The sequence below is a fragment of the Bradyrhizobium sp. Ken64 genome (assembly GCF_055807555.1).
Genome location: NZ_JBVVPA010000008.1, coordinates 89,087 through 109,876, shown reverse-complemented (window position 1 = coordinate 109,876; position 20,790 = coordinate 89,087). Strand labels below are relative to the sequence as shown.

19 protein-coding genes and 1 tRNA gene are annotated in these 20,790 nt (G+C 63.5%); 11 read left to right on the top strand and 9 right to left on the bottom strand.

Annotated features, from left to right (window positions below):
- Positions 1-18: 18 nt before the first annotated feature.
- Positions 19-534, top strand: a complete 516-nt coding sequence (locus AC0L2F_RS16085; RefSeq protein ID WP_473249002.1) for a P-loop NTPase family protein — start codon at positions 19-21, stop codon at positions 532-534.
- A gap of 28 nt (positions 535-562) precedes the next feature.
- On the opposite strand, the gene AC0L2F_RS16080 is transcribed toward AC0L2F_RS16085, so the two are convergent.
- The 3 genes from AC0L2F_RS16080 to glmS form a co-directional block, all read right to left on the bottom strand.
- Positions 563-1,420 carry an NAD(P)-dependent oxidoreductase gene (locus AC0L2F_RS16080; protein ID WP_473249001.1) on the bottom strand — a complete coding sequence of 286 codons (858 nt, stop codon included), beginning with the start codon at positions 1,418-1,420 and terminating at the stop codon, positions 563-565.
- Between the two features lie 103 nt (positions 1,421-1,523).
- Entirely contained in the window at positions 1,524-2,297 is a 774-nt protein-coding gene (locus AC0L2F_RS16075) for a DUF502 domain-containing protein (RefSeq protein ID WP_007610549.1), read from the bottom strand.
- 89 nt (positions 2,298-2,386) lie between these two features.
- Positions 2,387-4,213 carry a glutamine--fructose-6-phosphate transaminase (isomerizing) gene (gene glmS / locus AC0L2F_RS16070; RefSeq protein WP_473249000.1) on the bottom strand — a complete coding sequence of 609 codons (1,827 nt, stop codon included), beginning with the start codon at positions 4,211-4,213 and terminating at the stop codon, positions 2,387-2,389.
- 219 nt (positions 4,214-4,432) lie between these two features.
- Here glmS and AC0L2F_RS16065 point away from each other — a divergent pair, with 219 nt between their 5' ends.
- Entirely contained in the window at positions 4,433-4,651 is a 219-nt protein-coding gene (locus AC0L2F_RS16065) for a hypothetical protein (protein ID WP_063996287.1), read from the top strand.
- A 6-nt stretch (positions 4,652-4,657) separates the two neighbouring features.
- On the opposite strand, the gene glmU is transcribed toward AC0L2F_RS16065, so the two are convergent.
- Positions 4,658-6,025 carry a bifunctional UDP-N-acetylglucosamine diphosphorylase/glucosamine-1-phosphate N-acetyltransferase GlmU gene (gene glmU, locus AC0L2F_RS16060; protein ID WP_473248999.1) on the bottom strand — a complete coding sequence of 456 codons (1,368 nt, stop codon included), beginning with the start codon at positions 6,023-6,025 and terminating at the stop codon, positions 4,658-4,660.
- A 175-nt stretch (positions 6,026-6,200) separates the two neighbouring features.
- Between glmU and AC0L2F_RS16055 the strand changes: the two genes are divergently transcribed.
- Together AC0L2F_RS16055 and AC0L2F_RS16050 are read left to right on the top strand one after the other, a co-directional pair.
- Complete coding sequence (locus tag AC0L2F_RS16055) at positions 6,201-7,550, top strand: hypothetical protein (protein ID WP_473248998.1); 1,350 nt, start codon at positions 6,201-6,203, stop codon at positions 7,548-7,550.
- A gap of 113 nt (positions 7,551-7,663) precedes the next feature.
- Positions 7,664-7,819 (top strand): hypothetical protein, encoded by a 156-nt coding sequence (locus AC0L2F_RS16050; protein WP_473248997.1) that lies wholly within the window; start codon positions 7,664-7,666, stop codon positions 7,817-7,819.
- A gap of 24 nt (positions 7,820-7,843) precedes the next feature.
- On the opposite strand, the gene AC0L2F_RS16045 is transcribed toward AC0L2F_RS16050, so the two are convergent.
- Positions 7,844-7,990, bottom strand: a complete 147-nt coding sequence (locus AC0L2F_RS16045) for a hypothetical protein (protein WP_007610562.1) — start codon at positions 7,988-7,990, stop codon at positions 7,844-7,846.
- Positions 7,991-8,168: 178 nt separating this feature from the next.
- On the opposite strand from AC0L2F_RS16045, the gene AC0L2F_RS16040 reads away from it, so the two are divergent.
- Positions 8,169-8,549: a hypothetical protein gene (locus AC0L2F_RS16040; protein WP_063996284.1), complete on the top strand. Its 381-nt coding sequence runs from the start codon at positions 8,169-8,171 to the stop codon at positions 8,547-8,549.
- On the opposite strand, the gene AC0L2F_RS16035 is transcribed toward AC0L2F_RS16040, so the two are convergent.
- Entirely contained in the window at positions 8,509-10,068 is a 1,560-nt protein-coding gene (locus AC0L2F_RS16035; RefSeq protein ID WP_473248996.1) for a glycoside hydrolase family 17 protein, read from the bottom strand. The genes AC0L2F_RS16040 and AC0L2F_RS16035 overlap by 41 nt on opposite strands.
- Before the next feature lie 329 nt (positions 10,069-10,397).
- Between AC0L2F_RS16035 and AC0L2F_RS16030 the strand changes: the two genes are divergently transcribed.
- The 3 genes from AC0L2F_RS16030 (at position 10,398) to AC0L2F_RS16020 (ending at position 14,272) form a co-directional block, all read left to right on the top strand.
- On the top strand, positions 10,398-10,991 hold the full coding sequence (locus tag AC0L2F_RS16030; RefSeq protein WP_007610565.1) for a hypothetical protein: 594 nt from the start codon (positions 10,398-10,400) through the stop codon (positions 10,989-10,991).
- Between the two features lie 214 nt (positions 10,992-11,205).
- Positions 11,206-13,881 carry a glycosyltransferase gene (locus tag AC0L2F_RS16025; RefSeq protein WP_473248995.1) on the top strand — a complete coding sequence of 892 codons (2,676 nt, stop codon included), beginning with the start codon at positions 11,206-11,208 and terminating at the stop codon, positions 13,879-13,881.
- 315 nt (positions 13,882-14,196) lie between these two features.
- Positions 14,197-14,272: transfer RNA gene (locus tag AC0L2F_RS16020), tRNA-Lys, on the top strand.
- A 473-nt stretch (positions 14,273-14,745) separates the two neighbouring features.
- On the opposite strand, the gene AC0L2F_RS16015 is transcribed toward AC0L2F_RS16020, so the two are convergent.
- Complete coding sequence (locus tag AC0L2F_RS16015; RefSeq protein ID WP_473249094.1) at positions 14,746-16,584, bottom strand: caspase family protein; 1,839 nt, start codon at positions 16,582-16,584, stop codon at positions 14,746-14,748.
- A 148-nt stretch (positions 16,585-16,732) separates the two neighbouring features.
- On the opposite strand from AC0L2F_RS16015, the gene AC0L2F_RS16010 reads away from it, so the two are divergent.
- The 3 genes from AC0L2F_RS16010 to AC0L2F_RS16000 all read left to right on the top strand — a co-directional run bounded on the left by AC0L2F_RS16010 (position 16,733) and on the right by AC0L2F_RS16000 (position 17,827).
- Positions 16,733-17,104, top strand: coding sequence for a hypothetical protein (locus AC0L2F_RS16010; protein WP_473248994.1), 372 nt, complete (start codon positions 16,733-16,735; stop codon positions 17,102-17,104).
- A 100-nt stretch (positions 17,105-17,204) separates the two neighbouring features.
- Entirely contained in the window at positions 17,205-17,588 is a 384-nt protein-coding gene (locus AC0L2F_RS16005; RefSeq protein WP_473248993.1) for a hypothetical protein, read from the top strand.
- Positions 17,589-17,635: 47 nt separating this feature from the next.
- On the top strand, positions 17,636-17,827 hold the full coding sequence (locus AC0L2F_RS16000; protein ID WP_007610584.1) for a hypothetical protein: 192 nt from the start codon (positions 17,636-17,638) through the stop codon (positions 17,825-17,827).
- A gap of 527 nt (positions 17,828-18,354) precedes the next feature.
- On the opposite strand, the gene AC0L2F_RS15995 is transcribed toward AC0L2F_RS16000, so the two are convergent.
- Together AC0L2F_RS15995 and AC0L2F_RS15990 are read right to left on the bottom strand one after the other, a co-directional pair.
- Positions 18,355-19,854, bottom strand: coding sequence for a DUF6056 family protein (locus tag AC0L2F_RS15995; protein ID WP_473248992.1), 1,500 nt, complete (start codon positions 19,852-19,854; stop codon positions 18,355-18,357).
- 455 nt (positions 19,855-20,309) lie between these two features.
- Positions 20,310-20,516: a hypothetical protein gene (locus AC0L2F_RS15990; protein WP_007610586.1), complete on the bottom strand. Its 207-nt coding sequence runs from the start codon at positions 20,514-20,516 to the stop codon at positions 20,310-20,312.
- Positions 20,517-20,790: the final 274 nt, after the last annotated feature.

Below are 20,790 nucleotides of genomic sequence, written 5' to 3'. Positions count from 1 at the left end.
TTGTGAAATCTTCCCATCATGCGCCGGATCATCGTCGTGGGCTGTCAGGGTAGCGGAAAGACGAGCCTCTCCCGGAATCTCGGGCGAAAGCTCGGGCTGCCGGTGGTGCATCTCGACGTGCTCTACTGGCGGCCGGGCTGGAAGCCATCCGACAAACCGAGCTTCCGGACACGTGTTGCTGATGCGATCGCGGGCGACGCATGGGTTGTCGACGGCAGCTTCTCGGGGCTTGCCTTCGATCTCACGCTGGCGCGCGCCGATACTCTGGTCGTCATCGACCGCCCGCGCTGGCTCTGCCAGTGGCGCATTCTCCTGCGCTCCGCCCTCGATCGCGACAAGACCCGGCCTGACCTCCCGGAGGGGTGCCCCGAACAGTTCGACTGGACATTGATGCGGGAAGCATGGCGCTACGACACCGAGCGCGCGCCTGTCATCGAGGCCGAGCGCGTGCAGTATGGTGCTGACGTCCCGGTCGTGCGCTTGAGACGCGATCGGGACATCCAGGGTTTTCTGGAGTCGGTGCACGGCACATGATCGATGGCCGCGACGTGAGACCGGACGATCAGGATTTCTTCTGCGCGATACGCGCGGCGAATGCCTTCATCAGGTCGGTATCCGCCGCCTCGCCCTTCGCGTCCTCGGCGAGATGCTCGAACCAGCGCGCAAAGCCTTCGTAAACCTGGCTGGCTGGATGATCGGGGCCGAGAAAGCCGGAAATCTCCCGCATCTCCGCAACCCAGCGATAGGCTTTCGGAATCATGTCCGGCAGCGCGACTTCGAGCCGGGCCAGAACCGCGGGCTGGCTGAGTGCGAGTTCGTCGCGCAGCGCATCCGCAGCCCCCGCCTTCGTTGCCGCGACCACCATCGCCGAGCCGATGCCGGCGAGGCCCTTGACGATGCCGGCGTAAGACATTTTCAAAGCCGACGCCGCGCCGACCGGGCCCTCGACGATCCGCACGTCGAGCCCGAAATCCTTCAGCACGGCGACGTCCTTGGCATGCTCGCCGGACATGTAGAAGGCCGGGCTCTTGCCGCCGGGCTGGGGCGGAAACCCGATGATGCCGGCATCGACGAACAGCGCCTGTGCCGAGCCGATGATCTCCTCGATCCTCATCACGGTATCGACGTTGACGGCATTGCAATCGACCACGACCGGCTTCTTCTCGCGCCGGACGATCAGCCCGGCCAGCCGCTCGGCGAGCGCCACGGCTTCGCCCGGCGGCACGATCGAGAGGATGATGTCGGCGTCCGCGATCGCGTCGTCCTCGGCGCCGATCATGCCGGCATCCGCCGCGCGTTTGCGCGTCGCCTCGCTCCGTCCTTTCAACGACGTCAGCACGCGCGCACCGTGCTCGCCGAGACGGCGGGCCACGGCACTGCCCATGGCACCGGGCGCGAAGATCGCAATGGTTTTGGACATCGTGCACTCCAGATCGAAGTCCGAGCAACGCGCTCGGTTCACCGGAGACTAGCAGAGGACGGGACGCTCGCGTGACCGGCGGCCATCCCGCAGAGGAATGGCCCTACTCCACCTTCGCAGGCTGGGGCTGCAGCGCAGCCGAGGCGTTGGCAATACGCGCGGCATTCGCCATGCCCGCCAGCGCCGCCGCCTTCTTCGGGTCGGGCGCCGAACCCGGCTGCACCACGCCGGCCGACATGATCAGCGTCGCGGCGTCCTCGGTGCTCATGTCGACCTCGACGATCTTGCTCTTGGGCACGTAGAAGAAGAAGCCGGTCGTCGGGTTCGGCGAACACGGCAGGAACACCGAGACGTGCTCCTCCTGACCCGGCAGGCTGCGGGAGACGTCCTCGTTCGGCGATTGCGAGATCAGCACGATCGACCACATGCCCGGCGAGGGAAACTCGACCAGACCGACTTTGCGGAAGCTCGAGCCCTTGCCCGAGAACAGAGTCTCGAACACCTGCTTCAGGCCGCGGTAGATGGCGCGCACCGCCGGGATGCGGCCGAGGAAGGTCTCGCCGACATCGACCAGCGTCCGGCCGATCAAATTGGCCGCGAGGAAGCCGACCAGAGTCAGCGTGAAGAATGCGACGATCAGTCCCCAGCCGGGGATGACGTACGGCATGTAGGTTTCAGGCCGATAGGCCAGCGGCACGAACGGCCGCACCACGCCATCAACCCAGGTGACGAACCACCAAACCAGATAAAAGGTGATCGCAACCGGTCCCGTCACCACGAGACCGGTGAGAAAATAATTGCGGAAGCGGCCTATCAGGCCGGTATGCGGCTCCGGCGTGGGATCAAGAGGCGCAGGCGCATCGTCACGGGGGGTCATTCGGGTTCCAGGTCGGTCGCTTCGTTCAAGCTAGGGTCTTCTAGCAGGTTTTGGAAGACCACGAAGCGTTCCGCTCTCAACCCTTCCGCCTATTCCACCGTCACGGATTTCGCGAGATTGCGCGGCTGGTCGACGTCGGTCCCCATGATGACCGCCGTATGATAGGCGAGCAGCTGAACGGGGACGGCATAGACCATCGGCGTGAACGCCGCCGCCATGTCAGGCATGACGATGGTGACGAGGGACTCGACGGTTGCCTCCGCCGCGCCTTTGGCGTCGGTCATCAGGATGATCTTGCCGCCGCGGGCGGCAACCTCCTGCATGTTGGAGACGGTCTTTTCGAACACCCGGTCGTAGGGCGCGATGACGACGACGGGCATGGTCTCGTCGATCAGGGCGATCGGGCCGTGCTTGAGCTCGCCGGCGGCATAGCCCTCGGCGTGGATGTAGGAGATCTCCTTCAGCTTCAACGCGCCCTCGAGCGCGAGCGGGAAGCTGGTGCCGCGGCCGAGATAGAGCACGTCGCGCGATTTCGCGATCTCGCGCGCCAGCTTTTCGATCTGGAGCTCGGTGGTGAGCGCATCCGACATCAAACGCGGGATCTCGACGAGCCCGTGGACGAGCTTGGACTCGTCCTCGTCGGACAGTTCGCCACGGGCCTTGCCGGCCGCGATCGCAAGATTTGCCAGCACCATGAGCTGGCAGGTGAAGGCTTTGGTCGAGGCGACGCCGATCTCGGGGCCGGCCAGCGTTGGCAGCACGGTCTCGCTTTCGCGCGCGATCGTCGAGGTCGGCACGTTGACGACGGCCACCGTGTGCACGCCTTGATCCTTGGCGTAGCGCAGCGCGGCCAGGGTGTCGGCGGTCTCGCCCGACTGCGAGATGAAGATGGCGAGATCACCCTTGCGCAAGGGCGCCTCGCGGTAGCGGAATTCGGAGGCGACATCGACCTCGACCGGCACGCGCGCGAAACGCTCGAACCAGTATTTTGCGACGAACCCGGCGTAGCTCGCGGTGCCGCAGGCCGTGATGTTGATGCGCTGGATATTCTTGAAGTCGAACGGCAGCTTGACCGGCAGCGAGACGCGCTCTGTCGCCATGTCGACATAGCGTGCCAGCGTGTGGCCGACCACTTCCGGCTGCTCGTGGATCTCCTTGGCCATGAAGTGGCGGTAATTGGCCTTGTCGACCAGCGAGGTCGAGGCGGCGTGCTTGGTCTTCTCGCGCTGGACGGCATGGCCGTCCTTGTCGAAGATCGAAGCGCTCGTATGGGTCAGCACGACCCAGTCGCCGTCCTCGAGATAGCTGATCGTGTCGGTGAACGGCCCGAGCGCGATGGCGTCGGAGCCGAGATACATCTCGCCGTCACCATAGCCGATCGCGAGCGGCGGACCATTGCGGGCGCCGATCATCAAATCGTCCTCGCCGGCGAAGATGAAGCCGAGCGCGAACGCGCCGCGCAGACGCGCCAATGTCAATTTCACCGCTTCCACGGGCTTGTTGCCGCGCGTGAGCAGATCGTCGACGAGATGCAGCACGATCTCGGTGTCGGTCTGGGTGTGGAACACCGTGCCTTTCGTCTCGAGTTCCTCGCGCAGCTCGCGGAAATTCTCGATGATGCCGTTGTGAACGACGGCGACACGCTCGGTCGCGTGCGGGTGCGCATTGTTCACGGTCGGCTTGCCGTGGGTGGCCCAACGGGTGTGACCGATTCCGGTCGTGCCCTTGAGCGGCTCGGCTTCCAGCCGCTTCTCCAGATTCTTCAGCTTGCCCTCGGCGCGGCGGCGCTCGAGATGCTTGCCTTCAAGCGTGGCGACGCCCGCGGAATCATAGCCGCGATATTCAAGACGTTTGAGCGAATCCACCAATTGCTCTGCAACCGGTTCGCGCCCGAGAATGCCGACAATCCCGCACATGCGGATCAATATCCCCCAAATCGTCGAAAAATCGCCTAAACGACGCGCTCGGTTTTTAGCGAAGTTCCTAAGGAACCAGATACTCAATAATTATTGCTGATTGAGACAGCACCGACGGCAACGCGCCTCGCCTGCGTCGAACTGGCTGAGCCTTAAACCGCGCGCATTAACTTGTTGTCAACGAATTTGGCCAACCCTTGCGTACCAAGGAGAGAGGCCATGAAAGGCTCATCCAACCGCAAAGGTCTGTCATCGATGTCGGTGAGCGCCAGCGAGACCACCGGCACGCACCTTGCGCATTGGCCGCCGCCCCAGCGCGGCAAGGAAAGCAAGCCCGTCTTCATCAAGCACGCCGCCGGCGAGCCGGCCAAGCGTGCCAAGGCGCGTGGCTGGCGCCTGACGCGCGCGATCTTCTCGGAATTCGCCGACGACGAATAGCGGCGCTCATTTCGCCGGCTTCTTTTCAAGCTTCTTGCCACTTGTCTTCATCTCGCGATAGCGCGCCGCGCCACCGTCGCGGATGGTCTGCGGGCTACGCTCCAGCGCCATGGCGTCATCAGGCACGTCGCGCGTGATCACCGAGCCCGAGCCGATATAGGCGCCATTGCCGATTGTCACCGGTGCGACCAGCGAGGAGTTGGTGCCGACGAAGGCGCCCTGCCCGATGATCGTCTTGTGCTTCTTGAAACCGTCGTAGTTGCAGGTGATGGTGCCGGCGCCGATGTTGGAATTGGCGCCGATTGTGGCATCGCCAATGTAGGAGAGATGGTTGACCTTGACGCCGGCCTCCAGCGTCGCGGCCTTGGTCTCCACGAAATTGCCGATGCGCGCGCCGTCGCCGAGCGAAGTGCCGGGCCGCAGCCGCGCATAGGGGCCGATGGAGACCTTCTTGCCGAGCTTGGTCTCGACGATATGCGAGAAGGAATGCACCACCGTGCCGTCGCCGATCGAAACGCCGGGGCCGATCACCACGAAGGGCTCGATGGTCACGTCCTTGCCGAACACGGTATCCGCGGCGAGATAGACGGTTTCGGGCGCGATCAGCGTGACGCCGGACTCCATCGCCGCTTTCCGCAACCGCGCCTGCATCACGCTTTCGGCCTCGGATAGCTGCGCCTTGGTGTTGATGCCGCGCACTTCGTCCTCGCTGGTTTCGATCACCACGGCATCCCATCCTTGTTCGCTGATAACGCCGACGGCGTCGGTCAGATAATATTCGCCCTTGGAATTCGCATTGCCGATCTTCTCAAGGATCGCGAGCGCGCGGCGGCCGTCGATCGCCATGACCCCGGCATTGCACAGGTCGATCCTGCGCTCCTCGGCGCTGGCATCGGCCTGCTCGCGGATCGCGACCAGGCGGTCGCCCTCGACGATGAAGCGGCCATACCCGGTGGGATCGGCGGCGCGGAAGCCGAGCGCCGCAATCGCGGCGCCTTTGGCCAGCGGCGTGCGCAGCCGCGCAAAGGTCTCGGCCGAGATCAGCGGCGTGTCGCCGAACGCAATCAGCAAATCGTCCACGCCCCGGGCAATGGCATCACGCGCCGCCAGCACCGCATGCGCGGTGCCGAGCCGGTCCTGTTGCACGAAGGTGAGCGCGTCGGGGCGGATGCGCTTTGCTTCGTCCGCCACCGCCTGATGGTCGGGTCCGATCACGACCGCGAGCGAGGTGCCGGTTCCCTTGGGCGCCGCGGCGAGCACGTGGGCGAGCAGGCTCTGGTGCGCGACCGGATGCAGCACTTTCGGCAGGTGTGAGCGCATACGCGTGCCTTCGCCGGCGGCGAGCACGATCGTGAGGCTGGAACGGGCGGTCATCGAAATCCTGTCAATCCGGCCGAATCAATCGGCGCCAGCGGGCGACGGGCCGCCCTCATCAGCTATCGCCTTGCTACCCCCGCAAACGCCCGGAGTTCAAGTGCGACACGCTTTTCCTGTTAATGTTCCCTGATTGATTCGGGGAAGCCGGACAGGGGTTGGGCACTTAACGTTCATGGCAAAGGATTCCGACCCACTGGCGGATGCCTTCGGCGCCAAGGAGACCGGCGGGCTGTTCTCCGGACTTGTGGCCGAGGAGAGTTCGTTCGATCGCGGCATGATGTGGCGGCTGGGCTCATGGGGCGTGGCGGCCGTCGGCGCCGTGGTGCTTGCCGTGTTCGCCAATCAGGCCCAGCTCGGCTGGCGGCGCGACCAGGTTGCGTCCGCCGATCTCGCGCGCCAGGCCGACCGGCTCCAGATGCTGAGCAAGGAGAGCCAGAACGAGGCCCGCCGCCTCGCCTCCGCCATCGAGACGCTGAACACCGATCGCGACCGGCTCTATTCGCGCGTCACCGTGCTGGAGCAGGGGCTCGATTCCGTCACCGGCGCGATCGCCAAGCAGACGACAACGCCGCCGCAGGCGTCCGTTGCGAAACCTCAGGACGCGCCGGCTTTGATCGGGCCGCCGGCGCCCGGCATCGCGCCGGTCGCCTCGACGCCGGCTCCGGCCAACGACAAGCCGCGCGCCGAGGCCACAAAGGAGCCGTCGAGCCCGCCGCCACAAAGCGCGGCCGCGGCCTCGCTCGTCGCGCAGTTGCCGGCGACGAATTCGGCACTGCCGATGCTTCCGCTGGTCCCATCCAAATCGATCATGGCGCCGCCCGATCCGGCCGCCCCGAAACTGGTTCAGCCCGAGTCCACTGAGAAGACAGCTGAGAAGGCGACCGAGAAGAAGCCAGATCCGGCGCCTGCCCCGGTCGAAGTCGCTGCGGCACAAGCCAAGCCGCCGGAGGCCGCTGAAAGCGAGGCTCCCGCGATCGCGGTCCAGCAGACGCGCTTTGCGATTGATCTTGGTGGCGCCAACTCGCTCGATGGCCTGCGCGCGCTGTGGCGCGGGGTGACCAAATCCAATCCCGAGATCGCAGCGCTGCGGCCGATCATCATGATCAAGGAAGGCAACACCGGCCTCGGCATGCAGCTCCGCCTCGGTGCCGGCCCACTGATTAATGCAGCGGCTGCAGCAAAACTCTGCGCCGGCCTCGCCGAGAACGACCGCCACTGCGAGACCACCGTGTTCGACGGCCAGCGGCTGTCAATGCGCGGCGGCCAGGAAAAACAAGAGAAGAGTCAGGATCGAGTTCAAGAGAAGAACTCCGACAAGAACCAGGACTCGGTGCCGCAAGCCGAGACCGCTCCGGCACCCGCGCCCGCCGCCAAGCCTGACAAGCATCGCCGCAGCTCTTCCTCAAAACGCTCGTCGAAGCGCGAGGAGCCGGCGCCTGCTCCTGCGGCGCAACCCGCAGCGCCGGCCAAGCCGGAGACGGCGTCGGCGGGATCGACGCTGTCGTCGTTCTTCAGAAGGTAGACGCGGCATCCGCCCTGCGGCGGGGAAGACCGTCTCGGGCCGACGTATCAAACGATACGAAATTTCCCGACACAAAACGGCAGTATCCGCGACGAACATGATTCGGAGCGGAGATGGCGGACGAGACGTTTTTGCGCGAGCACCTCGCGCTGATCCGCGAATTGGCCGAACAGGCCGACCCCTATATCAAGAGGCGATTGCTGGCCTTGGCCGAAAAATACGAACGTCGGCTGAGGGACCAGAACCGGGTGGTGCAAAATCGTCCTTGATGGCTCATCGGCGCACGCAATCACCTACTCCATGCGCGCTTTTTCCTTCAGGTCGCGAATGCGATTCTCAGCTTCATCCCTCGACTGGACCAGTTCCGACCAATCCTCGACCCGAGCTTCCTTGCTCAGTCTCTTGAGTTCGTCCAGTTGCTCCTGGGTTGGCTTTTCCATGCTCGCTCCTTGTATGCAGCATGCGTTGCGCGGTCACACCGTTTCAAAACCTGCGTGATCCCAGCCTGTTCCTGGACAAGTTCGGGCCAGGCGCGGCCGCCTTGCTCCTCCCGCAACGGGCCGCGATAAACTCGTCTTCCCTGTTGCCCGCCCGCGGCTTCCCGACCATATTGCCGCCATGACAAAAAAGCCCTTCCGCCTCACGCCCTACCAGGTGCAGTTCCTGATCGTCGTCGGCTTCGCCAGCGTCGGCTATGCTCTCTATTTGCGCTACCTCGGAATCGAAAACTCGCAGGTCGGTCTCGCCTGCGACGCAGGGCTTCAGACCCTGGTCTGCAAGGCGCGCTCGGTCTCGACCGTGCTGTTCAAGAATTCGGTGTTCGGCATCGTCGCACTGGTGGTGGCGACGTTGAACCTGATGCGGCCGTCGATCGTGCTGCTCACCGTCGGCATCATCGCGGCCGGCCTCGGCATCGTGCTCTACAATGTCGTGCTGTCGGGCCTGGCGATCGGCCTGCTCATTCTTGGATTTGCTCGGCCCGCGCCCGCCACAGCGTGAGCGCGAACAAGAGATAGATCGCGCAGGTCCACAGCGACTGCCAATTGTCGCGGCCCTCGTTGAACAGCACAAAGCTCGCCGACAGCGCCAGCACGCCGGCGAAGACCGATTCCGCGATCGGACGCTGGCCGATCTGCGGCCGGTTCAGCATCAACAGCGCAAACGGCACCACCGCCATCGTCAGCGCGGCGTACGGGAAATCCTTGTAGCGCGGGTCGAACACGAAGCCGAGCGCGGTCTGCGCCGCGATGACCGCCGTCACTGCCAGCGTCAAGCCGAGCACGGCGGTGAGCTTCGACCATTTCCGGCCCTCGCGCGGACCGAGCAGATCGAGGAAGGTCGGGAGGCTGCGGCCGATCACCATCGCCTGCGCGCAGAAGATCGGCGACAGGATGCCGGCCGCGAGCAGCGCGCCCCACAGCAGCCAGCCGCCGATGCCGTAGCTCTCGTAGTACATCTTGTCCGCGCCGATCCCGAGCAGGATGCCGGCCGAGGTCGCCGAGATCGCCACGCCGAGCCAGGACGAGAAGCGCGGCGTCCAGGGCCTGCGTCGCAACGTCAGGCCGGCGACCGCGAACACCAGGACGCAGAGGCCCATGCCGGCGCCCATGTACCATTTCCAGTACGGGAAATTGCTGATCGGCTGGCCCGGCGGATATTTCAGGCCACGGCGCACCGAGTCATAGAGGCCCCAATAGCCGCCGACGGTGCCTTCCAGCTTGCGCTTCCACGGCTGGTCGTAGGACTCGATCAGATTGACGCGGAATTTCTGCGCTTTCGCGAGACTCAGGATCTCCGAGACCACGCGCGCCTGGTTGGTGCGCGACGGCAGCGCGCCCTCGCGCATGCGCCCTTCGCTCGGCCAGCCGGTTTCGCCGATCAGAATCTCCTTGCCGGGGAACGCGACCGCCATGCGCTCGCGGATCTGTTCGACATGGGAGGCGGCAAACTTCGCCTTGACCGGATTGTCTTCCCAATAAGGCAGGATATGGATCGTGACGAAGTCGACGGCGTCGTAGATCTCGCGATTCCTGAGCCAGAACTCCCAGACATCGGCATAGGTGACGGGCACGCTGACCTGCGCCTTCACCGAGCGGATGATGGAGACGAGGTCCGCGGTCGTCATCTCGCCACGCAGCAGCACTTCGTTGCCGACGATGATGCTGGTGATGATTCCGGGGAAATCCTTGGAAAGGCGAATGGCGAGCGCGGCCTGCTCGAAATTCTTGGTGCGGTTGCTGGAGAGCCAGATGCCCTGGAGCACCTTCAGCCCGCCGATCCGGGCTGCGATCGCCGGCACCTGGTCGAGCCCGTTCTCCATCGAATAGGTGCGGACGCAGTCGGTGATCTCCTTGAGCTGGCGCAGGTCCTGCTCGATCTGGTCGGCCTCGATATGGGTCCATGCGTTCAGCGGCGACTGCTCGCCGCGGAACGGCGCGTAGGAGACGCATTGGACCTTGTCGGCGGGATCGATCGGGGCGCGCGCAAGCGAGATCGGCGTGGCAAGCCACCACCACACGGCAGCGATCGCACCCAGTGAAACGAGCAGAAGCGCCAGTGGCGTACGAAGAGAAATCGGTTCCGTCCTCCGCGAGGGCCGTCGATTACCTGCTAGCACGCCGTCTGCCAAGGGGGTGACTCCGTTATGGATCCATCCCTCCCCTGAGGAATTTACCTCCGGCCGTTCGACCGAGGCCTAGGATCGTGACTTTGCTGGACAAATTTCCGGATTCAGGCCATGGACTCGGGAGGACTTTTCCGCCGCATTGGAGACCCATTTGGACGCCATCACGCAGGCGCGTCCGCGAAGGTCCTGACGCGGACGGTCAGTGATACATTGGGGAATTCATGCGGCAACGGGTGTTCGAGTTACGAAATGCGGTCCTGCGGCAGTTCGCCGCCACCTTGGCCGTTTCTTCCCTTGTCATCCTGATGGGTATCGGCGCGGCCTCCGCCCAGAGCGGCGCGCCCGCTCCGGACCAGAGCAAGGCAGCCGCCCAGCCCGCCGACGCCGCCGCCAAGGACGCCGCCCAGAACCAGCGCCGCACCGACGAATTCGCCGAAGCAGCCCAGGTCATCAGCGGCCCGGCGGGCAACCCCGAATGCGTCTGGCTCGGCCGGCGCGTGGTGCGGCTGATGTGGCGGGATGACCTCGATACCGCATTCCGTCATCTCGACCTCTACGACCGCTTCGGCTGCCCCGGCGGCCACATCCAGGCCGCCTTCCGCTGCCTGACCCGCTTCGGCGGCCAGATCGATCCCAAGGTCGCCGAGACCCTGGACAGCCGTGTGCACGCTTGCTGGATCAACCCGGCATCGCAGCCGCAGCAGGCGGCGGCCGCGGCCTCGCAGCCGGCCGCGCCGGCATCGGGCAATGCGCAGCCGCAGCCGGCCGCGAGCCCCTCGCCGGCGGCAAGCCCGTCACCGGCGCCCCCGAAATAGCCGCGATTGTTTCAGCCTCCGTTCAGGAACGATCGGCGATAGAGGCAATTGGCACTGCTGCGAATTTCGAAATGTGCATGCCCTCATATGGTCATGAGGCGATGACAGTTGTGAAACCGCGCGGCAGAGGTATGCTCCATTTGCCGCGGACTTGGTCGGATCTCGGGGTCGGATCCGCTTCCCTGCCCCCTCAGCCCCTTTTGGTTTAGCCGCGATGCGGGTTGTCGCCGCCGTTCTGTTGCTTGTGTCCGCGCTCCACGCCGGCCTCTGGGGAGTCTTGCGCGACAAGGAACCCGCGCCCGACTTCAAGGGCTTGCTGCCCAGCGTCTCCTACGCCCCGTTCGAGGGCTCGGCTCACCCCGACATCGACAACATTCCGACGGTGGAGAAAATCCGCGCCGACCTGAAGACGCTGTCGACGATGACGCGCGCGATCCGCCTCTATTCGTCCACAGGAGGCGTGGAACTGGTGCCGCCGATCGCGGCCGAATTCGGCCTCAAGGTCACCGTCGGCGCCTGGATCGACAAGGACAAGGATCGCAACGAGCGCGAGATCAAGGCCGCCATCGAGCTCGCCCGCAAGAACAGCAACGTCAACGGCGTCGTCGTCGGCAACGAGGTGATCTATCGCGGCGAGCAGAAGGTCGAAGACCTCATCGAGATGATCAAGAAGGTCAAGGGCTCGGTCCGCGTGCCCGTCACGACCGGCGAGATCTGGAACATCTGGCGCGACAATCCCGACCTCGGCTCCAACGTCGACTTCATCGCCGCCCACGTGCTGCCCTATTGGGAAAACTTCCGGTCGGACCAGGCGGTCGACCAGGCCGTCGACCGCTACAATCTGTTGCGCAACCTGTTCCCCGGCAAGCGCATCGTGATCGCCGAGTTCGGCTGGCCGAGCGCGGGTTACAATTTGCGCAACGCCGACCCCGGTCCGTTCCAGCAGGCCCTGACCTTGCGCAACTTCGTCAGCCGCGCCGATGCCATCGGCATGGAATACAACATCGTCGAGGCCATTGATCAGCCCTGGAAATACTTCGAAGGCGGCGTCGGTCCGTACTGGGGCATCCTCAACGCCAGCCGGGAGCCGAAATTCGCCTGGACGGGCCCGGTGCAAAATCCCGACTATTGGAAGCTGATGGGTGTCGCCCTCCTGGTCGGTATCCTGCTGTCGCTGCCGATCCTGCGGCTGCAGCAGCCGACGGCGAAGCAGGCGTTCCTGCTGTCGGCCACCGCCAACGGCGTCGGCGCCTGGGCTGCCACCGTGTTCGCGTTCTGGAACGGGCACTATTTCATCTTCGGCTCGGCCTTCGCGCTCACGCTCGGCATGATCCTGCTTGTTCCCCTCGTGCTGATCGCGATGGCGCGCATCGACGAGATCGCGGCGGTGGCGTTCGGCCGGCCGCCGCAGCGGCTGCTCACGAAAGGCAAGCCGGTCGAGGACGTGCCCGAGAATTACTTTCCGAAGGTCTCGATCCACATCCCCGCTTATTTCGAGCCGGTCGAGATGCTCAAGCAGACGCTCGATGCGCTGTCGCGGCTGAACTATCCGAACTACGAATGCGTCGTCATCATCAACAACACGCCGGACCCTGCCTTCTGGCAGCCGATCCAGGACCATTGCCGCGCGCTCGGTGAACGCTTCAAGTTCATCAACGCCGAGAAGGTGCAGGGCTTCAAGGCCGGTGCGCTGCGCATCGCGATGGACCGCACCGCCGTCGACGCCGAGATCATCGGCATCCTCGATGCCGACTACGTCGTCGATCCCGACTGGCTGAAGGACCTCGTGCCGGCGTTCGCCGATCCCAGCGTCGGCCTGGTGCAGGCGCCGCAGGAACATCGCGACGGCGACCTGTCGATCATGCACTACATCATGAACGGCGAATATGCCGGCTTCTTCGACATCGGCATGGTCCAGCGCAACGAGACCAACGCCATCATCGTGCACGGCACGATGTGCCTGATCCGCCGCGCCGCGATGGACATGGCCGGCGGCTGGTCGTCCGACACGATCTGCGAGGACTCGGATCTCGGCCTTTCGATCCAGCAGCTCGGCTGGACCACGCACTACACCAACCACCGCTACGGCCAGGGCCTGCTGCCCGACACCTACGAGGCCTTCAAGAAGCAGCGTCACCGCTGGGCCTATGGCGGCCTCCAGATCGTCAAGAAGCACTGGCGGAACTTCCTGCCCGGACGAAGCCGGCTGACGCCCGACCAGAAGCGCGAATACGGCCTGGGCTGGCTGAACTGGCTGGGCGCCGAAAGCCTCGGCGTCGTCGTGGCGCTGCTCAACCTCGTCTGGGTGCCGATCGTCGCCTTCGCCGACATCGCCATCCCCGACAAGATCCTGACGCTGCCGATCATCGGCGCCTTCATCGTCTCGCTCGTGCACTTCTTGTCGATGTACCGCGCGCGCGTCGCGATCAAGCCCGGCCAGATGCTGGGCGCGATGATCGCGGCGATGAGCGTGCAGTGGACGGTGTCGCGCGCGGTGGCGCAGGGACTGATCACCGAGCACATTGCGTTTGCGCGCACGTCCAAGGGCGGCCTGTCCAGGATGTCGATCGAGTTCCAGGCGTTCTGGGAGGCCGTGATCGGCGCCCTGCTCCTGATCGGCGCCGGCGTGCTGGTGGCCTCCAACAGCTATCGCCAGATCACCGAGATCTACATCTTCGCCGGCGTGCTGGTGCTCCAAAGCCTGCCGTTCCTGGCTGCGGTCGCCATCGCCATCCTCGAGCTCAGCCGCATCAACTCGTTCCAGTTCTGGCGCGACAGCGCGATCCGCACCGCCGAGCTGATCGGCCTGCGCCCGGTCGCGCTGCCGACCCCCGCCGGCACGCCGCAGCAAGTGCCGGTGCCCAGCGAGGTGCGGCGGGAAGCGAAGTGACGGGGCTCCAAACGCGGCATCCGGCCCATGGGCGGATGTCGCGGGTTCTTCGGCGTGGATGACGGCCGCCATTCCGGTTGAAAATCCCGGCTCAAGCATTGGAAACGGCGAGCGAATTCCCGCTGTTGCCTTCAAGTTCGGCACCCACTCCTGCTATTGACCTCCGCGCCCCATCCCCCTACACAGCGCGGGCCGAAAGCATGATCCGGAAACAGCCGGTTTTTCCGCAACGCTTGCGTCGACGTGGCGGCAAGACATGCTTTTCCAAATGACCGAAGACGATGGCGATTTCTTTAGAGCCATCAGCGGCCATGGGAGCGCGTAGCTCAGCCGGTAGAGCACGTGACTTTTAATCACGGGGTCCTGGGTTCGAGCCCCAGCGCGCTCACCAAGCAAATCAAGCACTTAAGCCGAAGCGACGCCTACACCAAAATTCCATGTGTGGGCACTGTGTGGGCAAATCGATTGCCGCGCATCGAGCAGCGTTTGATGTCCCCTATGCAAGAACAGAAAATCAGCGTCGCCGAGCTGCGCGAGATGGGCCTAAGCGGCGTCGTGGTCTGGTGCCATTGCGGCCACCACATCGCCGTCAGCGCCGACACCTAGCCGGACAATCTCCGGCTAAGCGACATCGAAGGAGCGCTGCATCTGCTCCGCCTGCGGGACGCGAGGCGCCGCCGTCCGGCCCGATTGGACCAGCAAGGGTCCTCGCGCCGTGGCGTCCCGGTGACCGCACGCGGCTAGGCGCGGCCTTTCCGCCGCGTTGGAAAGCGGCCAAGGTCTGTAGGGTTGTGAGATGAACGTCGTGCCGAACTGGCATGACACGAAAGGGCATGCGGTGCCATTCACGCAGGGCCTGAGAGGTCAGTTGCAGACTTCGCTGTTCGCAAGAGTGCTGGCCGCCCGATACGTTTGTTCAATGTGACAGCCGGGTCGGACGGGACGACAACCCGCACCGTTGCAAATGACTTGCCCGGACGCGGAGGGCTTCGCTGGTGCCGCTTCGGTTTGCTTCCGCTCCGCGTCTCGCTTCTTGGTATCCTCGCGGATCGCAACCGGTTTCTTGTCCTGCACCTTTTCGCATTCATTGTCGTCATTGACGCGATAGCCAGCGCGGCAGGCGATCTTTACGCATGCGTCGCCATCAGCATTGAAGCCGTGGTCGCACACCAGCGGGCAGACCCGGCCCGGCTTAGCCTTGATGGCATCGAGCGCCTCGAAGCTCGCGAGCTTGGCGTCGAACTTCGTGCCGGCATATTTATTGAACATCGAGAGGGATCGCTGCGACGATACGTTCCAGTCACCATCCGTAGGGGCGGCCAGACAGCCGACGCGGCGCAGCTCTGACTGGACAAGCTTTGCGGTCTCCTGAGGAGACAGGCTGGGCGGGGATGAGGTCGGCGCGACGGCCGCCACCTTTTGCTCGCTGCCGACCTGCTTCTTGCTCTCTGCTGCCTGCTTGGCCTGGTCAGCTACCGCTTTCTCACTCGCGATCCTGTCGGCAAGCGCCTTCTCGGCGGCCTGCTTGTCCGCCAGCGACTTCGCCACGGCCGCTTCTGCATCCTTCCTGCGCTGCTCCGCCGCCGCAGCCTTCGCATCCTCTATGTGCTTGGCCTTCTCGGCCGCGAGCCGGGCGTCCTCGGCGATTTTGGCGGCAGTCGCCGCCTTGTCCTGCTCGGCCTTCTTGGCACGGTCCGCGACGAGCCGCGCCTTTTCATCTTCTGCCTGCCGGGCCTTCTCGGCAGCGGTGGCACGCGCTTGCTCGGCTTCAATCTTCCTCAACTGGACCTTGGCGAGATCAGCGTAAAAGCCATCTGGGTAAGCGCGCAGGAAGGCCTGCCACGCATCTTTCTCGCCTGCCTGCAAAGCCAGCTCATAGTCTCTGCGAACGGCATCCTGCGGGCTTGCCTGCGGTCCAGGAGCGGCTGCCGGCTTCGCGGGGACAAGCGGCACGTCGTCGCCGCCGAGCGAGCCGTACACGTAAGGCTCCTGCTTGTAGCCGGTGTTCTTGAGAACGTCGTCGCGGACGAAGCCGAACGCTTTGCGCAGGTCGAGACCGGGCGTCGGCAGACGCTCGACCAGCGCGGTGGAGAACGGGCTGTTTTTGGAGTCGCCGTCAGAGGCCGTCGAACCTGCCTTTGCGGCAAAGGCGATCATCGTGTTCGGGCTCGTCGGTTCGATCTTGGCGAGGCCGCGCCCGACCGCGCGCGACGCCACCGTGCGCTTCATGTTCTTGGCGAACGGATTGTCGCGGCAGGCGTCCAGGATCACGAGCCGAAGTTGCTTCGCCGGCTCGATCGCAAAAAGCACCCGGTCGAGCGGGAAGGTCTCGTCGAACACGTCCGTGTCGGTCTCCAGCGCCGCGTCCGTAGGGATCAGATAATTATTGCCATCCAGCTCGATCCCGTGGCCTGCGTAGTAGATCACCGCGACATCGGCATCGCGCGCTTTCACCCCGAACTCGCGCAACGCCTTGCGCATGTCGACGACGCTCAGATCGAGCTTGGTGTCGACAACGTCGAAGCCGGCCTTCTTGAACATGCCCCCGACCAGCGTTGCATCGTTCACGGGGTTGGCGAGACGGGGCACGCTCTTGTAGGCGGAGTTTCCGATCACCAGCGCGACGCGGCGTTCGGCATGCGCAGGCGCGGCGCCGAGCCAGACGGTCAAAAGGAACAATACCAAAGGCCGAAGCGCGCCCATAAATCCCCAAATCACAATGTGATGAGAGTATTCGGACCCTGTCGGAAGGCAAGCGGCTGGTCTGTGACGATCGTCACAGTCGCACATGCGCGGCGCCCGGAACGATCCCACAGTCGAACGATTGCTCCTCTTTAGTAGGAGTTGCGTCATGCGTCATGCGCCGTCGATTGTGCCGCTGGATCGGCTCGACCGTGAGATTTACCTGGTGCTGGAAGACTTCGGCGCGCGCGCCGGCTGTTCCTGGCGTGAGACCGACGAGCAGGACACCGACGTCGAGACCATCATCCGCGACCTGCTCTCCGGGCAGTACGCCTATCCGGTCCGTATTGTCGCCTTCAATGCGATCGAGGGCCGGTCTCGCGATGCCACCAGCGAGATCGCAGATGAGCTTGCCGAGCGTGTCACCAGTAGCGAGATCACGCCGGCCTTGCAGGCCTTCATCCAAGCCAATGCTTCCCGACCATTTGCTGTACAACTGGCGCTCCCTCTACGGGGCGCCGCCCTGACTTCAAATCTGTGATCGACATGTTGCGTGGGGACTGCCGTGACAGTGCATCAAGCAGGCACAGTTATCGGAAGTTCGCGCTTCCCTTTCGCCCGATTTTTTGGTACCAAATAAAATGAAACCAGCAAAAAAGATTCGTGCCAAAAGACATCGCGGCCGCCCCGCGACTGGTCAGGGCGTCCAGATCGGCACGCGCTGGCCGGAGGCGACTGTCGTTCAGATCGACGCATGGGCGTCGCGGCAGGAAGACACTCCGGCTCGCTCTGAATCCATCCGTCGGCTGGTCGATATTGGCTTGGGCAAACCCGCCCCCGCCCTCGCGGTCACGTCTGCCGCCAAGGCCTCGTCCGAGCGGGCTCGGGAAATGGCGGGTAACGCGATCGACAAGCTCAAAGACAACAAAGCGAGCCCGGATGACCAGGCCAGCCGCAAGCGGCGGCTCGTCAAGGGGCCCGAGGAATTCCAGAACGTTCGACGCGACCGGCCAAATCGAAAATGAATTGACCGGCCACCGCTTGGTCCATCTCGGCCTGAAGGCAACAGCAAATGATCAAACCCAAACGTTCGGCCGCGCAACAAGTCGCGGACGAAGCCAATCGAAAGACCCTCAATCCGATAGGATCGAGACAGACAATAGCGGACAGTCAAGCCACTCCGGAGTTTCAGGAAAACCTCAAACGCCTGAAGTCCGAGCGGCTGGAGCGTGAGGCTAGACTGAATCCGAAGCGCAAGGTCTGATTTGAGCTCATCGACGCTTCGCCTCGCCTGGTTGGGCCGGTCAGGCGAACGGGCCGCGTCGGATGGAGGGTGCAGAAGGTCATGGGAATGTTGAACCGACGGTGGATGATCTTCCTGCTGGTTTCCGTGGTGATTGCTTGCTCGATCTTCGCGGGCACCCGGTACTATCTAAGCAAATGTCATGGCATGGATGCGTGCGCGGCCGCCGAAGCCGAGAGCCATGAGCGAGACAAGCCAACCGAGCCACAATAGTTTTCGGATAAAAAGCCCGCTGCGAAGGCGGCAGCAATAGCAAAGAGCCGTCGGTTTCCAGCCGTGTAAGTTAAAGGCGATCAAGCGTGCCGAGCGAGGCGAAGTCGCTCTGCCTGTGCCCCGCAGGCTCTGGGTGCCGATCGTGCGGAACGGTAGCCAGCGCAGGCAAGGGCTTCGCAAGTGGCGTCCTGCGGCCTACTCGACTAGTCCAGAGGCCGCGGCTTACGCAATCACCGGGCAGCCGTCGCGTTACGACTTCCTGTCATTGGCCTGGTCTAGTCGGCGCGCTGTACGCTAGACGTACCCGCGGGCCCCGCTACGATGCTCTCCTTCTGGTACAGGCGCGCGATGCAGTCGTTCGGGAGCCGGCCGGGGTTGTCGGTCACATCGCTGTTCATCAACGTCGTCGGGTGAACCGTGTGCTGCGCAACCACCAGCCTTTGCTCTGGAGACAGGGTCAGGCGCGCATGACGTTCCATGCTCTCGAGCCAGAACACGCTAAAGTCGTCCCGCTCCGACCGAATCTGCATGCCGACTTTGCTGTAGTGCAACGCTACTGCCAGGCTGGCGCCGAATATCAGGGGCACGGCAATACCCATGACTGATGAAGGCAAGGGCAACGCCGTGACGAACTTGCAAATTCGGTCGCGATAGGCTCGCGCGAAAAGCGCGGCGCTCATCGTCAGGCCGAACAGCACAAAGACCAGCACCTCATTCTGCGCCCTCTCCACAAGCCGGTTCCCCGTCGCATATTGGTGCACAAAATATCCAAAATACGCGCCGCCTAGACTAATGACCGCGACTCCTGCGGCTAAAAACTTTCTGTTTCTCGAACTCACGCAATTCGGCTGTGGCAATACGGTGGTGACCAACACAACGAACAGAAGCCACGTCCCCGTCGCGGGCTCTCTGAACAGGCGCCCCAGACCAATCAAGCCGAAAAGAAACGCCTCCTTCAGCGAATTCAAGAAATCACCCGCCAGCGGAAACTGACTCATGCGCACGGAATTGCCAGGCGCCGACAACACGACGGCGAGACCGGCGACGGTCGCAAGACCAATCCACAAATGCGCGTCGAACTGAAGGCGTTGGTCAAACACCCAGCGAGCCAACAGCGAGCAGGAGACGGCACCTATTAGCCAAACCGCCGTGAACTCATTGCACATAGCCGCGGCTAAACCACCGAATGCCATCAGTGCAGTCGATGCGCGCGAGAAACGCACTCCATTTTCCGTCGCGTTTATGAGCTCAGCAAACACCGAGACAATGATCGCCGCAGGAACGATGTAACAGGCGACACCTGGTAACCAATAGAACATGTCATGCAGGCTCGGAGCCTCGCTCGCGAGCACAGCGACGAAGGCCAGCCCGAGCGCAGTCTGCTGCAAGAGAGTTGTGTTCGGCTGGATTCGTCGCGCAAGGAATATCATTGCCGCAACAAACGCGATCATGAACGCAACCATGATCAGGACGTAGCAAATGAAAAGGTCTATGCCAGTCGAGGTGCGGAGGACGGCAGGAAGCTGCATCAGCAGCAACGGCGTGATGCGCCCTATGGCCGAGTTGTAGAATATCGATACCGATCCCACCATCCCGTGGTGATTGTTCGCATCAAAGAAACAGAAATCATCGGATTCGGGGATCGCATAGAGTGCCAGTCCCAGCAGCTTCAGGATGAACACGGCCGACACAACAACGACCATAGTCCATGCAGCGAGATTTATTGTACGCGCCCCTCGAGCATCGGTGCGTGTAAGATTGATCTTGGACTGCATGCAATATTCTTCAATCGGAAGCGTGCTGACTAGTTGTTGCTCAATGTGGCGTCAACCGACGATCGGAGCCTCTTGCGCACAGGTTCGAACGAAGGCGATTCCGTCAATCCAAGCAAAGATCAGGTGATCCTATAGGCCGGCGAGGCTCAATCCCAGATGACATGTGGCAGAAAGAGCAAAGAACCGTCGGTTTCCGACGGCGCACAAGTTGAAGGCGAGCAAGCGTGCCGAGGGAAGCGAAGGCGTTCTGCCTGTGGCCCGCCAACTCCGGATGCCTCGCAAGATCCTGCAGAGTGGATCAGGCGCGGAAGCCTCGCAGGCCGCTGATCGTAGCGCTCGACGACCACGTCGAAGCAGACCACCGATGACCGGACGAAGCCACACACCCGCACCACCGCTGCGGATGAACTCGCCGGCGAGTTCGCGAATAAGAGTCAGGAGACCGCGACGACGGACTACACCACGCCGCCGAAGTCGATGCCTTCCTTGGCAAGCGCCTCGGCTTCCTCGGGGGACGTTGTCGGCTTCGTGTCGAGGTAAGGTAGCTCGGTCGCTGGCAGAATCGTGCGGATGTTCTGGCCGTCTGTCCGCGTGATGCGAGCAACCCAGCGCTTGGGCCCGTGCTCAAATCGTTCGATATGGTACTGCTTGTACGTAATCATGACTTCCGGACGCAACTGACGCTGACACAGGCTTTGTTGTATCCAACCTAGCACCGCCGTCCAACGTTTTCTTAAAGCTAGGTTAAGGCTCGCGCGTGGACCGGCGGATTCAGGCAAAAAAGCGGCCTCAGGGACGACCGGAGGCCGAAGACAGCTTCCCGCGCTGGGCCGATACGCCACAAGCCCTGGCGCCCTGGAGAACGAGCTAAATGCGCCGCTATTCCTCCGGTCGCCTTTTCGGTGGTCTGCGCCTTCGCTTCGTTAGCCGAGTTCC